This window comes from Salmonella sp. 32082101201600294FB01SM01 (genome assembly GCF_017572865.1).
GTDB lineage: Bacteria > Pseudomonadota > Gammaproteobacteria > Enterobacterales > Enterobacteriaceae > Salmonella > Salmonella enterica.
Window position 1 is genome coordinate 664207 of sequence record NZ_JAGESB010000003.1, and the last position, 15454, is coordinate 679660.

Below are 15454 nucleotides of genomic sequence, written 5' to 3' on the forward strand. Positions count from 1 at the left end.
ACAATGGCTATGGTCCAACCCAAATCTCAAAAATTACGTCTCTTCATCACGCACCTGGGGCTGCTGATTTTCATCGCGGCGATCATGTTCCCGCTGCTGATGGTCATCGCTATCTCGCTACGTGAGGGGAACTTCGCCACCGGAAGCCTGATCCCGGATAAAATCTCCTGGGAACACTGGCGGCTGGCGCTGGGTTTCAGCGTGGAACATGCGGATGGTCGGGTAACGCCGCCTCCCTTCCCGGTCCTGCTGTGGCTGTGGAACTCGGTGAAAATCGCCGGTATTACCGCCATCGGCATCGTGGCGCTCTCCACCACCTGCGCCTACGCTTTCGCACGAATGCGTTTTCCAGGTAAAGCAACACTGCTCAAGGGGATGCTGATTTTCCAGATGTTTCCGGCGGTTTTGTCTCTGGTGGCGCTGTATGCGTTATTTGACCGCCTGGGACAATACATTCCATTTATCGGTCTGAATACGCATGGCGGCGTGATCTTCGCCTATCTTGGCGGCATTGCGCTGCATGTCTGGACGATTAAAGGCTACTTCGAAACTATCGACAGCTCGCTGGAAGAGGCCGCCGCGCTGGATGGCGCAACCCCGTGGCAGGCATTTCGCCTGGTGCTGCTGCCGCTTTCCGTACCGATTCTGGCGGTGGTGTTTATCCTGTCGTTCATCGCGGCGATTACCGAAGTTCCGGTCGCCTCGTTGTTACTGCGCGATGTGGACAGCTATACGCTGGCCGTGGGTATGCAGCAATATCTCAACCCGCAAAACTATTTGTGGGGCGACTTTGCCGCCGCCGCCGTCCTTTCCGCTATTCCTATCACCCTGGTGTTCCTGTTGGCGCAGCGTTGGCTGGTCAACGGCCTGACGGCAGGGGGTGTGAAAGGTTAAGTCTTATCGAAGTACCTGCCCGGCAACGGGCAATGCCACTGCCCTCAACTTATGTTATCCCCACTTATGGTCGTATTTTGGCGCTCTTCGGAGCGCTTTTTTTATGTTATTTTGCATTGCTGTTACGATTATTTCCTTTCGTGGCCCCCATCACTGCAATTATATTTACCGCCTGAAAACAGACAAATTAAACAGAATTAAGATCACAGAAAAGACAAAACATAATTGCAATGTAAAAAATGATAATTGTTTTCCCTGCCTGTTAAATTCACCATCACGACACTGATCAAAAGAGCTGTATCCTCTAAGGCAGGTCTGAATGAACACCCACTATAATTCCCGCTATATTTTTTCCATTACCTTAGTCGCAACATTAGGAGGGTTATTATTCGGTTATGACACTGCCGTCATATCCGGAACGGTAGAATCCTTAAATACCGTGTTTGTCGCTCCGCAACATTTAAGTGAATCCGCCGCCAACTCGCTATTGGGCTTCTGCGTCGCCAGTGCGTTGATTGGCTGCATCATCGGCGGTGCGCTGGGCGGTTATTGCAGTAACCGCTTTGGTCGTCGGGACTCGCTGAAAATCGCCGCTCTGCTGTTCTTTATTTCCGGTATTGGCTCCGCATGGCCAGAATTAGGATTTACCACGATTAACCCAGATAATGCCGTACCTGTTTATTTGGCCGGATATGTCCCCGAATTTGTTATTTATCGCATCATTGGTGGTATTGGCGTTGGTTTAGCCTCAATGCTCTCACCGATGTATATTGCTGAACTGGCTCCAGCGCATATTCGTGGGAAACTGGTTTCCTTTAACCAGTTCGCCATTATTTTTGGTCAACTGTTGGTGTATTGCGTTAACTATTTCATTGCCCGCTCTGGTGACGCTAACTGGCTGAATACCGATGGCTGGCGATATATGTTTGCTTCAGAAAGTATTCCCGCCCTGCTGTTTTTACTGCTGCTGTATACCGTACCGGAAAGCCCGCGCTGGCTGATGGCACGTGGCAAACACGAACAGGCGGAGGGCATTCTGCGCAAAATTATGGGTAGCAGCCTCACTACCCAGGCCATGCAGGAGATCAACCAGTCTCTGGAGCATGGTCGTAAAACCGGCGGACGCCTGTTGATGTTTGGCGTGGGCGTGATAGTCATTGGCGTGATGCTGTCCGTCTTCCAGCAGTTTGTCGGCATTAACGTCGTGCTCTACTACGCGCCGGAAGTGTTTAAAACGTTAGGGGCCAGCACCGACGTGGCGCTCTTGCAGACCATTATTGTCGGCGTAATCAACCTGAGCTTCACCGTGCTGGCCATCATGACGGTAGATAAATTTGGTCGCAAACCGCTGCAAATTATTGGCGCATTGGGTATGGCTCTTGGGATGTTCAGCCTTGGCACCGCGTTTTACACCCAGGCTTCCGGGCTGATAGCGCTGCTGTCGATGCTGTTTTACGTCGCCGCATTTGCCATGTCCTGGGGACCGGTTTGTTGGGTGCTGCTGGCAGAAATCTTCCCGAACGCGATTCGTGGCAAAGCGCTCGCCATTGCCGTCGCCGCGCAGTGGCTGGCGAACTACTTCGTCTCCTGGACCTTCCCGATGATGGACAAAAATTCGTGGCTGGTTTCCCATTTCCACAACGGTTTCTCCTACTGGATTTACGGTTGTATGGGTATTCTGGCGGCGCTGTTTATGTGGAAGTTCGTGCCGGAAACCAAAGGCAAAACGCTGGAAGAACTTGAGAAGTTATGGACGCCAGCAGAAGAGAAAACGCCGAAAGCCGCCATACAATAAGCTGATTTATCGCCACGCCGTACGTCCGTTACGGTGTGGCGACGCCTATTCTCGCCGTAGTCGGTTCGAATTACATAACCACAACGTGATAACCAACAGGAGGATCGCCGCCGAATAGAGTAATACATCCATTGGCGTTTTATGATCGACAATGATCAGGCGCACAATCGCCGTGATCCCAATGTACACGAAATAGCGCAGCGGAAAGTGAAGGCCAGACTTAAAGTACTTCACAATCAGCGCAATAAATTCGAAATAAAGAAAGTAGATCACCAGCCCTTCCACCAGTTCATATTTGCTGGCTTGCTCAGGCACGAATAATGCATCCGCCAGATGCACCGTCTCTTTACCGAGAAAAACGACCAGGATCAGACCGAGGGTAAGCAGCCCCAAATTTAGTACGTTTTGTAAAATCGTGGCGATAAACTCAAGACGTGAGCGCGATAATGGCATCATAACAGCCCCCTCTTTCTCTGCGGCGAGGTTTCTGTATAACGCACAAATGTGACGAGCATCTATATTTTTTATTTATGTTTATATTTTGTTCAATAAGATAATTTGCCGGATAGCGCTTTGAACGCCTTATCCGGCCTGAGTATTAACGGAAATTTACGCTCCTGTCACTGGTCATATCATACAGGCTAAACTTACGGCCAAGCTGTTGACCACCGTCACGCGTCAGCGGCGTCCAGCCAATTGCCGCACGACTTCGGGTTGGGCCGGACGAGAAGAGATCCAGCGGCACGGAAACATATACGCCTTTGGTAAAATCCCCTTCCCCATATTCATCCGGCGACGCATCGGTAATCGTCGCGTAACCGCCGACAACGACGCCGCTATCGAAGCGTTTGGCGATCTCCAGCGTACCGCCTTTATCGCCCGCCAGATACTGACCAACGCTGGCTTTCACCAGCACATCCTGGGCGAACGACGGCGTCCAGTATGCGGTCAAATGTCCGGTCTTCACGCTGTAATCGGTAAACTTCATCATATCCTGCGCGCTACGCCAGTCACGCTGTTTCACGTAGTTGGCATCCAGACCAAACGCCCAATTGCTGTCTACCGGGCGATACAGGACTTCCGCCCCGGCACCGCCAAACATGGTCTCCAGATAACCACCGTAGACCTGCCCATAGAAACCATTGCCAAAATACTGGAAGTAGTTGGCCTGTAGGTTATTCACATAAACATCATTCTGCACATACTCACGGACATGCGTACGCACCCGCGGCAGATGCGAATCCTTCGGCGGATTGGTGTAGTTAAATTTGTCGTAGTTGTTGGCGATATTGGCAAACACGCTGCCCGTGGTGAGCAGATGATCCGTGACCCACAGATCCGCAGTTCCCATTACGCCCAACTGATACATATAGAAGTTTTCCGGGCCGCCTACCGACTGATTCAGCACGGGATCAAGATGAAAATCAATGCGCGACTTGTCGATATACCAGCCCTGTTCAGTACTCTCTGGCACGATCGGCTCTACGCGTTTTTGCGCCAGCGGGGTTTCATGTCCCAGCGGTTCGCCTTCCAGATGGCGTTTCAGGCTGGCGACATCGGTTTCAGTGGTGACCTGCGGCAGATTAAGGCGGTTTTCCGTCACGCGGATCGTGCGGATCCCCTCCGGCAGATCGTTCATGACGATCCGGTTAGCGCGCACGATCCCTTCACGGGAATCGCGGTACTTCACCTGTTCACCGGTAACGTACAGCGTATCGCCTTTGACTTGGATTTTCGGGTCCGCCAGACCAGCATTATATTTCAATAACGTTAATTGATTAGCCACTACCGAATGTTGCAGGATGGCATCCTGCGGCTGTGGACGGTATTGCGGGCGTGAATTGTCATGATACGCGGGACGTAAATCGTTGAAATTGGTGCGCAGCGTAACGCCAAACATAAAGGTGTTGCCGCGCTCGTAGCTGAGGTTAACGTCGGCCCAATCGGTGACGCGGTAAATGGCGCCGACGTTAAACTTGCTCTTCTGCTCCAGTTTACCCGCAAAATCCTGCTGATAGTTATTGCCTTCATACTCCAGCTTCAGGCGTAGCGGTTGCCACGGGGTCTGGTATTCCACGCCGCCAAACAGCGAGGCCGGGCCGTGAAACATATCGCTACCGTCGACGGAACCTGCCTCTTTATAACTGTTATCACGCGAACAGAATTTATCACTATACGAACAGAAAGGATTAGACACATTGCCGCTGGTGCCAAGATAGCCCCAGCCGAGACCTAATGAAAAATCAAATGGCCCCCAGGCCTTACTCGCTACAATATATTCCGCATCAAACAGCCCCGTCCCGCCGATATCGCGCGCGCCAACCGCCACCTGCGGCATCCAGTAACTCTCTTCCCACAACCGCAGTTTCACATCAAACGCTTTATCTTTGTAAGTCTGGTCGCCGGAGAATGATTCCACGCTGCTGTACTTTTTCGTACGGACATCGGTATAGCGCAACGTGGTTTCCAGCCACGGGAAAAGCTGAACCGAAGCCGAGTAGTAGCGGTACTGATCGTTATCACGATAGTTCAGGCTCATCTCCCCCTCACGCGCCATACGCGCTGTCGGCGTTTGCAGCAGGCCCACGCCGCCAAAGTCAGATTGTGAAGGCCCAATAGGGGCTGGATATGTTTCGGCATGGCAGGCCGCGCTAATACCCAGCGCCAGCACGCTGAGCAGATGTGTTTTTTTCATTATTCCGGTATCCGCTGCGTCAGGGTATGAAGAATGTCGGCATTTATCGCCTCCGGCGTGCCGCGCCAAAGGGAATCGGCAAAACCGACAAAAATAATACTGCCGGGCATTGGCTCGATATGACGTTTATTCCAGTAAGCCACCGGCGCTTTTTGGCTGCGTCCATCAGGGTAAACCACCCAGGCATAGCTACGATCCGCGCCGCTGAGTAAGCGCTGACCCTCGAGATAACTGGCGACGTCCCGCCCAGGGACGAACGGCTGGCTGCCCGGCTGGCTAATCAAGCCAAAGAGCGTCACCTGCGTGGGTTGCGGCCCGACCCAGAGCGTGTAGTGACCTTGCAGCGGCGGGTTACCTCGTTCGCTCACCCGAACTACGTCAGGATCAAGATTCACGAATTGTCTGCCCGTCACCTTCACCGCCTGAATCTGTCGGCGCAGTGTATTTATCGCCGCCGCCGCATCACCGTCTTCCTCAGCGCTGAGCGCCGCCAGTCGCCCGAGAAGTTCCTGTTGCTGCTGACGCGCCGTCACGGTCGCCTGTTCTTCGCCTATCACCGCCGCAGGCCACCAGCTCGTTGCCAGGCGCGGCTGTCCGACTAAATCGAGCAGACGCTCAGCGTCTGTCAGCGTTTTAGGCTCGCTATTACCTTGGGTAAAAACGGTAACAGTGCCGCTGGCAAAGGCGGATGACGCGACAAAGGCCAGCGCCAGCGCGCTTATCGTCCTTTTCATCATGATTTTGCCGCCTTAATCAGCGTGGTTTTCACCGGAAAGTAATTCGCGCCCAAATACTGTTCCGTCTGGCGAATTTGGCCTTCGCTATCAACCCAGTAGCGATTACGCCAACGCGTTTGATCGGTCGTCACTTCTTCATCCAGCACCCGCACGGCGGTCTCTTCACTGCCGACGCTAACGCTATCGGTCCCTCGCCATGTAAAAACGGAACGGGCGGTGGCGTAACGCACCTGGCGATGTTCGGTCCAGCCCAGGGTGCGAGTCCAGGTCGCGCCATCGATAATCTGTCCTGGTTTCGCCAGCGGGTCGGCCGCCAGATTATTCACATCGATCAGGTTGTCGCCGCTGAGCAGCGTTTTGACCAGACGGCCATGGTGTGTCACGATCGTCGCGCCATCCTGCGTCACCCATTTCTGCTGCCCGTTTTCCGAGAAAGCGAGCACCACAAACAGTTGAGGACCGCCGTTAAGCTGCATGTACTGGCTGGCATAAGGCATGTTTTGAATATCGTCATCCGTTAGCTGTACGCCTGGCGTACCGAACAAACTGTCCCACAGTGAATCGCCCAAGCCTTTAGTGGTGGCCGAACACGCCTGTAATAGCAGGCAAATCAGGATAAGTGCGAGTCGCTTCACGACGCTTCTCCAGAGGGGCAAAATAACCACACCGGAGTGTGGTTATGGTTAAACGTACCGATACTACTGGGTACTGGTGGTCGTGGTGGTCGTGGTTCCGGTATTGGAACCATCGCCGCCGCCGGTTGCCGCTAACGCGACGCCCACCGCCGAACTTACGGTGCTAACGCTGGTGGCGGAGGAGCTTCCCGCCGATACCGACGTCGCTGCCGACCCTGCCGCTTCACCCACCTGAACGGGGGCTGCCGAGACAGATGTCGCCGCAAGCGCGGTTATGGCAAAAATGCCATACAGTACTTTTTTCATCATAATTTCCCTTCATTGAATGAATGGAGATTTACCCAAAAGAATTTCGGGCGCTACCGAGTATACACAACCAAAGCAGGCGGATTATGTCCGGGAGAAATAACAGCGAGGTTTTAGGATAATTAAACTTTAAAGAAGTAACGTCTACATTGTTTAATTAACAAACAAATAAAATCAATAAGTTAAAATTAAAATAAAAGACATCGGCATCCGTATAATCTGAAAATAACGCAGAGTGATTTTCTGGTTATTGCTTATTTTAGGATTAAGCTCAATATAAAATTGTGGGGATAAAGACGGACAAGCGGAATTATCTTATAAAAAAAGCCGATGTGAATATCGGCTTTTTTATTATCTTATTCTCTTTTTGCCGGATGGCGGCGAAACGCCTTATCCGGCCTACAGACGCTATGCATTACGTAGACCGGATAAGCGCAGCGCCATCAGGCGCGCCAGGCTTTATAACGGTTAATCAGACCGTTGGTAGAGCTATCATGGGACGAAATAGCTTTATCATCGCCCAGCTCCGGCAGAATACGGTTAGCCAACTGTTTACCCAACTCAACGCCCCACTGGTCGAAAGTAAAGATGTTCAGGATGGCGCCCTGCGTAAAGATTTTATGCTCATACAGCGCAATCAGCGCGCCCAGGCTGAATGGCGTAATTTCGCGCAGCAGGATAGAGTTGGTCGGGCGGTTGCCTTCAAACACTTTGAATGGCACAACGTGTTCGAGCTGCGCCGGATCTTTACCCTGATCGCGATATTCCTGCTCAACCACCTCGCGGGATTTACCAAACGCCAGCGCTTCGGTCTGCGCGAAGAAGTTAGACAGCAGCTTCTGATGATGATCGGATAGCGGGTTATGGGTGATAGCCGGGGCGATAAAATCACACGGCACCATTTTAGTACCCTGGTGAATCAATTGATAAAACGCGTGCTGACCGTTGGTGCCTGGTTCGCCCCAGATAATTGGGCCTGTCTGGTAATCCACGGCGTTGCCGTTACGGTCAACGTATTTACCGTTGGATTCCATGTTGCCCTGCTGGAAGTAGGCGGCGAAACGGTGCATATACTGGTCGTACGGCAGAATGGCTTCGGTTTCCGCGCCGAAGAAATTGTTGTACCAGATGCCAATCAACGCCAGCAGAACGGGTAGGTTTTTCTCCGCCGGAGTGGTGGAGAAATGCTTGTCCATCGCGTGTGCGCCGGAAAGCAGCTCGACAAAGTTGTCGAAACCGACGGACAGAATAATGGATAGCCCGATGGCAGACCACAGCGAGTAACGACCGCCGACCCAGTCCCAGAACTCGAACATATTGGCCGTGTCGATACCAAATTCGCCGACCGCTTTGGCGTTGGTGGAGAGCGCAGCAAAGTGTTTCGCCACGTGTTTTTCATCGCCTGCAGCTTTCAGGAACCAGTCGCGCGCGCTGTGGGCGTTGGTCATGGTTTCCTGCGTAGTGAAGGTTTTCGACGCCACCAGGAACAGAGTCGTTTCCGGGTTCACTTTTTTCAGCACTTCAGCGATGTGGGTACCATCAACGTTAGAGACGAAGTGCATAGTCAGATGATTTTTATACGGACGCAGCGCTTCGGTCACCATGAACGGGCCGAGGTCGGAACCGCCGATACCGATGTTCACCACGTCGGTGATGGCCTTACCGGTGTAGCCTTTCCACTGACCGGAGATAATCGCTTGCGAGAAAGTTTTCATTTTCTCAAGCACGGCGTTCACTTCCGGCATCACATCTTTGCCGTCCACAATGATCGGCGTATTGCTACGGTTACGCAGCGCCACGTGCAGCACGGCGCGGTCTTCGGTGCGGTTGATCTTCTCGCCGGAGAACATGGATTTAATCGCGCCGGCCAGATCGGTCTCTTTCGCCAGATCCTGTAATTTTGCCAGCGTCTCTTCGGTGATGCGGTTTTTGGAGAAATCCACCAGCATCAGATCGTCAAACGTCGCGGAAAATTTAGCAAAACGGTCGCTATCGTTCGCAAAAAGCTCAGCGATCGTAACGTCTTTCATTTCATCGTAGTGTTTCTGGAGCGCCTGCCAGGCAGAAGTCTGCGTTGGATTGATGTTTTTCATTAGCAATACTCTTCTGATTTGAGAATTGTGACTGGGATCGATTGTAACGCCAGTCACAGAAAAGTGTGATTGTTTTAGTGCCGTTGCCCCAGGCACTGTCGAATGAGGATAAAAAGTATATACCCTAAATAATTCGAGGTGCAGAAAGGCAGCAAGTGGGTGAGTCGCCGGGCGCATAGATAAGCCAACATACTACAAACGGGTATCGGGGTTATAAGCGCTGTTACTGAGCCTAAACTCAGCATAAAAAATCCGCATAATCCCAACGTTGACAGTCCAGGCCACAACTTTTATTTATAAATACGTTACTTGCATTTGCGCCTGCACCGGTTTCTGTTCTGCCCTTGTGCCATGGTCGCGTTTTTCATTTCCTGACACGAGGTTGATATGACAGAGATCGTTGTTTCCAAATTTGGCGGTACCAGCGTCGCTGATTTTGACGCCATGAACCGTAGCGCGGATATCGTACTTTCCGACGCCAATGTTCGTTTAGTCGTGCTTTCCGCGTCTGCCGGCATCACTAATCTGCTGGTGGCGCTGGCCGAAGGGATGGAGCCTGGCGAACGTTTCGCTACGCTCGACGCCATCCGTAAAATCCAGTTCGATATCCTTGATCGTCTGCGTCATCCGAATGTCATTCGCGAAGAGATTGAACGCCTGCTGGAAAACATCACTATTCTGGCGGAGGCGGCATCGCTGGCGACATCGGCAGCCCTGACCGATGAACTGGTCAGCCACGGCGAGCTGATGTCTACCCTGCTATTTGTTGAGATCCTGCGTGAACGCGACGTACAGGCCCACTGGTTCGACGTGCGCAAAGTGATGCGTACCAGCGATCGCTTTGGCCGTGCGGAACCGGACGTCGCAGCGCTTGCGGAACTGGCCGCGCAGCAGTTGCTCCCGCGCCTGAACGAAACTTTGGTCATTACTCAGGGCTTTATCGGCAGTGAAAGCAAAGGCCGCACCACGACGTTAGGCCGCGGCGGCAGCGACTATACGGCAGCGTTGCTGGCTGAAGCGCTCCACGCCGCGCGGGTTGATATCTGGACAGATGTGCCCGGTATTTACACCACCGACCCGCGCGTGGTGCCCGTCGCGCAGCGAATTGATGAAATCGACTTTGAAGAAGCGGCGGAGATGGCAACCTTCGGCGCAAAAGTACTGCATCCAGCCACCTTACTCCCGGCCGTGCGCAGCGATATCCCGGTCTTCGTTGGCTCCAGTAAAGATCCGCAAGCGGGCGGTACGCTGGTGTGCAATAAAACCCAAAACCCGCCGCTGTTCCGTGCGCTGGCGCTGCGCCGCAATCAAACGCTATTGACGCTGCACAGCCTGAATATGCTGCACTCGCGAGGTTTCCTGGCTGAGGTGTTCGGCATTCTGGCGCGGCATAATATTTCGGTAGATCTGATTACCACTTCGGAGGTGAGCGTCGCGCTGACGCTGGATACTACCGGCTCCACCTCCACGGGCGATACGTTACTGACCCAATCCTTATTGATGGAGCTTTCCGCGCTGTGTCGGGTAGAAGTCGAAGAAGGACTGGCGCTGGTCGCGCTGATTGGCAACAACCTGTCAAAAGCCTGCGGCGTTGGTAAAGAAGTGTTTGGCGTCCTGGAACCGTTCAACATTCGCATGATTTGTTACGGCGCCTCCAGCCACAATCTGTGCTTCCTCGTGCCGGGAGACGATGCCGAGAAAGTGGTGCAAAAGCTACATCAGAACTTATTTGAATAATCGCCCTGACACGACAGCGGGTGAGCGCTATCAGCGCAATACGCTGCCGGATGGCGACGCAGGCACGTCATCCGGCGGTTCCCGCGCCAGGCGCTGCCGGCGGAATACTGCTCAGGAATCCGCAACACCCTACTCGTCCCACCAACATGGGCAACTTTCCCCCTATTTATGCACTCCCCATTTTGAACCTCGTCACAAAACCACACAAAACAACACAAAGCAAAAACATAAATTAATCATTATATTTTAATGAGTTATATTTAAAAATTGATATCTTTTGGTATAAGCCCACTTTTCCATTGTTGCTTTATTTTGTTTTAGTTGGAATTATGATTGCACTACAACACAGATAACCCCCTTACCCTATTTGAGGCCGCTATGAAAAAAATTGCGATTATTGGAAGCAGTGGAGGCAACCTCTACAACCTGGGTGGCGCCGAGCCAGAGAAGTTACTCCAGGAGATTTATCAGCAGTGTGAGGCTGCGGGCGTGAATGTGGCCGCCGTACAGTTTATCGCGGCAGAAGCCTCGATGGACGTCGCCAAACCGGATACCCCGGCATCGGTTTATGCATTAACCACAGAAAACCAACAAAAACCACAGCGCATATTTCAGGGCAAACTTTCGGAGGTAAACACCTCGGTAGTAGAAAGCGATCGCCAAATCGCTGAGATGATCCGCTGCGGTGAGATCGATGGGATCGTGGTAATGAGCGCCGATCCGGTAAAGGCGAACCAGGCCGTTTTTGCCGCCGCCGTTGAGATGAAAACACCGATTGTCGGCACCGGGGGAACCTCCATGGCGCTGGTGGCGGCAAAAGGGGCGAATGTGGTCGCGACCTCCGGAACAACCGGCACCACCAGCCGTACCCGCGCCGTCTCCTTCGTGGCGTCACTGTGTAAACATTGGGGTATCAAGTACAAACCACAGTTGGGTAGCGCTTCGCCCTCGCAGAGCGGTTCCGGAAAAAGCCTGCTCAAACGTTTTAACATTCGTAGCATCATGATCCCTGCGCTACCAGGCTTTATCGCCATGGCGATTGTACTCGCCCTGAGCCACATACCAGGACTGGAAAAACTTAACGATATCTTTGAAATATTACTAAAAGGTCTGCCGGTGTTAGTCGCGGTACTGGCGGCAAAACAGATTTCCGAACTGGATGAAGTTTCAATTGTGGCCGGAGTCGTCGCTGGCGTGCTTTCCGTAGAGGGCGGTCTTATCGGCGGCATTATCGGCGGTGTAATGGCGGGGATTTTCGTCCGTTGGCTGTTCGAGCTGTGCCTGAACTGGCGCTTCCCAATGACTACCGTCAACATCGTCGCCGGTGGGATATCGGGCCTTGCCGCTGGGTTAATCATGCACTATCTGCTGAGTCCGCTGGCGCTATCTGCGGGTAATTACATCAAACTGGCTATCGAAAGCACGCTGGCATTCAGCCCAATTCTTGCCGGGCTGCTGGCTGGTCTGGTTATCTGGCCTGCCATTCTCGGCGGCGTCTATCACGCGGTGATCCTGCCGTTGGTGCTGCTGGAGATGGAAAAATCCGGCGTCAGCTTCCTCGGCGCGGTCGATATGGTCGGTCTGGTGATGGTGGCCGCAGGTATTAACCTTGCCAATGTGATCGCCCCGCGTGAAAAAAGCGAAGCTGCCGTTGCTACGCCGGGCCTGCTCATTAACCTGGGCTTTGGCACCTTTGTTGAATCCGCCTATCCCTTCATGTTCGCCAACAAAATTGTTTTTGGCTCCGCCATTTTTTGGGCCGGAATGGGCGGCATGATGCTGGGCTTTTTTAACGTCAAAGGCGTGGCCTATGTTCCGGCTTTCGCCTCACCGTTCTTATCCAGCAATGCGCTCCAGATGGCCATCGTAATGATTGCCACAATGGCGATGACCTGCCTTACCACCATTATTGCTAACCGTTTCAAACCTGTCGTACAGAGCGAATCAACAACGACAGCCGTTAATTAATGCACCAACACCAGAGGTACACCATGTTTAAAGGCGATATGAATAAAAAACGCGCCAAAGCGTTACAGAAAGTGAAAGAAGCCATCACACTTCACGGCGGGCAAACCATCCTCAGCACAGGAATAACCGGCGACGATGCGCGCCTGGCGAAAGCCGTGTGTGAGGCTGGCGTTAAGCTACTGGAGCCGAACCACCCTGCGTTGGCGCTGGCGCGTGGACACAAAGGCGTGAGCAACATGCACGCGGCGGAGCAGATTCGTCACGAAATCACCAATAGCCAGATGGCTGAGGCCGTACACGGTGTGCGTAATGTGGTCCCGGACGATATTTTTATCACCGTTGGTATCGCCGGCGGTTTTACCGAAACCTTACCGGTGCCGCTCAGCGAAACGGAAATTCTGGAGATTGCCCGCGCTGGGGCCGACGGTTTACATACGCATAAATCCGACTGGGACGATCTGCAGGACATCGTTAATCTCGCCCATCAGTATGGTCTGACTGTCGATGCCTACATTGGCCATCCTGACGATCTGCATACTTTCGGTATTCCTGCACGCACGCCGGAAGAGGTCGCCAGCGTGGCGAAGCGAATGCAGGATATCGGCGTGGATATGATTGGTCTGATGACAGGCATGAGCTATGAAGGCGTAGCGGCAGGCGATATCCCGCAGATGATTAAAGATCGCCTGCGGGCGTTGGTCGGCGCGGTGGATGTTCCGACGCTGGCGGAAGGCGGGATTAACCTCGCCAACGCGAAAGCGTTTAAAGATACCGGGGTCAATATTCTGGTGGTCGGTACTGCTATCGACAACATGGTGTGCAACGCCGCCAAAGAAGCCGTTACGCCGTTTATTGTTCATTGATATCAGGGAACGAGAGATGTTGTTGATCACCGATCTGGATGGAACATTACTCACCTCGCAGAAAACAATCAGCCCGCGCACGCGCCAGGCGCTGATTGCGTTCCGCCAGAACGGTGGTCTGCTGGCGGCATGTTCCGCCAGACCGGTCTCCTCAATGGTACGCCTGCTACGCCAGCAACAGGTTGATACGTTGTTTAGCTGGTGCGCCGGTTTTAACTGCGGACGCCTGCTGGAGATGGCGGGGCCGCGCATTATTCATGCTGCCCCGCTGACCGCCACAGATCTATGGAATATTGACCAACATATTTCTCTTTCCCGCTATCACCACCACTTTTTTAGCGCCGAAGCAATTCACCATCGTGACGATAGACTAATTGCACCCTGGACAACATATGAAGCCCGCTTATTTGAGTTACCGCTTATAACTGAAACTGCAGAAAATATCTTTAATCGTCGCAATATATATAAAATTACACTTGTTGCCGCATCTTCGGAGATAGATACTCTGTGTACAGAAGTGAATAATCACCTGCCTTGTGGATATTATGCGGTTGTCACGGGAGAAAATTATATTGATATTCAAAGAGCCGATATAAATAAAGGGTTCATAATCGATAAATTAATTCATTATTTAAATATATCTTCTGACAAGGTGGTCGCGATTGGCGATCAGCAAAATGATGTCAGCATGTTTGCCGCCGCCGGAATCAGCATCGCAATGGGCAACGCGCCGGATGCAGTAAAGCGGCAGGCCGGCTATGTGACTGCCACGAATGATGAGGAGGGTATCGTCCATGCGTTGGAGTGGTTGCGTTGCCTTACGCATCCAGTTACCATGCGCCAAAGGTTGACGGCGGCGAAAGATAATGAATCCAATTAAAAGACGAAAACATATTCTTGATGAATTAAACAAATTCGGTGAAGTCACCGTTATTAAATTATCGGAAATGCTCAACGTCACCTCAGAAACCATTCGTCGCGATCTCTCCTTACTGGAATCTGAGGGCAAAATCACTAAGATTCATGGGGGCGCAGTCAAAAAGCAAGTTGTCCAGGAGGATGCGTTTAGCGCAAGAATAGAGGCGCATCGCGAAGAGAAAATAGCGATTGGCAAACTTGCCGCCGAAATGGTCAGTGAACGGGATACATTGTTTATTGATTCCTGTACAACTAACCTTATTCTGGCCGAGCAATTACCGCCTCTCGCTTTTTCCGTGATTACCAATTCAGCCCTGATTGCCGATAAAATTAAAGAGCATAACCTGCAGGCCCGCGTGTATGTATTAGGCGGCGAATATGATTACCATTTTCGCGCCAACCTCGGCGTCTCGGTGTGTCAGCAGATTAACGCGATTCACGCGGATATCTGTTTTATTGGCGCTGGCGGCATTTCTCCCCAGCATGGCGTGTTGGTGAAGAGCTTTGAAGAAGCCTACGTTGCCAAAGCCATGATTGCGATGAGCAAAAAATCAGTGATTCTTGCCGACCATACCAAATTTGGTCAGGACGGTGTGATGTGCATCGCAAGCGTAAAAGAAATCGATAACATCATCACGGATAAAGGATTTACGTCAACGGGTTATACGCCACAGGATTTCGCCGGAAAGCTGCGGATTGCTGACTGAGCGCTATCCGCCCGTTGCGTATTGCCGTAGACTAAGAGCCTATCCCACCAGGCGTTATTGGCGCAGCCAGTTTGGACACGGACAGCGCGCAAAAACCGGAGCGTAC

At 52.4% G+C, this 15454-nt stretch carries 13 protein-coding genes; 7 read left to right on the forward strand and 6 right to left on the reverse strand.

The genetic code is table 11. From position 1 onward, the window contains the following. Positions 1-3: 3 nt before the first annotated feature. Both malG and xylE read left to right on the forward strand, forming a co-directional pair. A complete protein-coding gene (gene malG, locus J4645_RS16365; protein ID WP_001252081.1) occupies positions 4-894 on the forward strand; it encodes a maltose ABC transporter permease MalG in 891 nt (296 codons plus the stop codon). Positions 895-1213: 319 nt separating this feature from the next. Beyond that, positions 1214-2689 (forward strand): D-xylose transporter XylE, encoded by a 1476-nt coding sequence (gene xylE / locus J4645_RS16370; RefSeq protein ID WP_001091898.1) that lies wholly within the window; start codon positions 1214-1216, stop codon positions 2687-2689. Positions 2690-2734: 45 nt separating this feature from the next. Here the strand turns inward: xylE and psiE are convergent, their stop codons facing one another. The 6 genes from psiE to pgi form a co-directional block, all read right to left on the reverse strand. Continuing rightward, positions 2735-3145, reverse strand: a complete 411-nt coding sequence (gene psiE / locus J4645_RS16375; protein ID WP_000982752.1) for a phosphate-starvation-inducible protein PsiE — start codon at positions 3143-3145, stop codon at positions 2735-2737. Between the two features lie 142 nt (positions 3146-3287). Beyond that, entirely contained in the window at positions 3288-5384 is a 2097-nt protein-coding gene (locus J4645_RS16380; protein WP_000750789.1) for a YjbH domain-containing protein, read from the reverse strand. Beyond that, positions 5384-6121, reverse strand: coding sequence for a capsule biosynthesis GfcC family protein (locus tag J4645_RS16385; RefSeq protein WP_000977974.1), 738 nt, complete (start codon positions 6119-6121; stop codon positions 5384-5386). Before J4645_RS16385 ends, J4645_RS16380 begins: the two co-directional genes overlap by 1 nt. Further along, positions 6118-6756 (reverse strand): YjbF family lipoprotein, encoded by a 639-nt coding sequence (locus tag J4645_RS16390; RefSeq protein WP_023215119.1) that lies wholly within the window; start codon positions 6754-6756, stop codon positions 6118-6120. The genes J4645_RS16385 and J4645_RS16390 overlap by 4 nt, the downstream gene beginning before the upstream one ends. A 63-nt stretch (positions 6757-6819) precedes the next feature. Next, on the reverse strand, positions 6820-7062 hold the full coding sequence (gene yjbE, locus J4645_RS16395) for an exopolysaccharide production protein YjbE (RefSeq protein WP_001541297.1): 243 nt from the start codon (positions 7060-7062) through the stop codon (positions 6820-6822). 443 nt (positions 7063-7505) lie between these two features. Next, positions 7506-9155 (reverse strand): glucose-6-phosphate isomerase, encoded by a 1650-nt coding sequence (pgi, locus tag J4645_RS16400; RefSeq protein ID WP_023215118.1) that lies wholly within the window; start codon positions 9153-9155, stop codon positions 7506-7508. A 387-nt stretch (positions 9156-9542) separates the two neighbouring features. Between pgi and lysC the strand changes: the two genes are divergently transcribed. The 5 genes from lysC to J4645_RS16425 all read left to right on the forward strand — a co-directional run bounded on the left by lysC (position 9543) and on the right by J4645_RS16425 (position 15348). Next, a complete protein-coding gene (gene lysC, locus J4645_RS16405; RefSeq protein ID WP_000136392.1) occupies positions 9543-10892 on the forward strand; it encodes a lysine-sensitive aspartokinase 3 in 1350 nt (449 codons plus the stop codon). Positions 10893-11270: 378 nt separating this feature from the next. Continuing rightward, positions 11271-12860 (forward strand): PTS sugar transporter, encoded by a 1590-nt coding sequence (locus J4645_RS16410; RefSeq protein WP_000716847.1) that lies wholly within the window; start codon positions 11271-11273, stop codon positions 12858-12860. Positions 12861-12883: 23 nt separating this feature from the next. After that, complete coding sequence (locus J4645_RS16415; RefSeq protein ID WP_000472332.1) at positions 12884-13723, forward strand: hypothetical protein; 840 nt, start codon at positions 12884-12886, stop codon at positions 13721-13723. Positions 13724-13739: 16 nt separating this feature from the next. Continuing rightward, the gene (locus J4645_RS16420; RefSeq protein WP_000924655.1) at positions 13740-14603 is read left to right on the forward strand and encodes a Cof-type HAD-IIB family hydrolase; all 864 of its coding nucleotides are present in this window, start codon (positions 13740-13742) and stop codon (positions 14601-14603) included. Continuing rightward, positions 14590-15348 (forward strand): DeoR/GlpR family DNA-binding transcription regulator, encoded by a 759-nt coding sequence (locus J4645_RS16425; protein WP_001068171.1) that lies wholly within the window; start codon positions 14590-14592, stop codon positions 15346-15348. Before J4645_RS16420 ends, J4645_RS16425 begins: the two co-directional genes overlap by 14 nt. Positions 15349-15454: the final 106 nt, after the last annotated feature.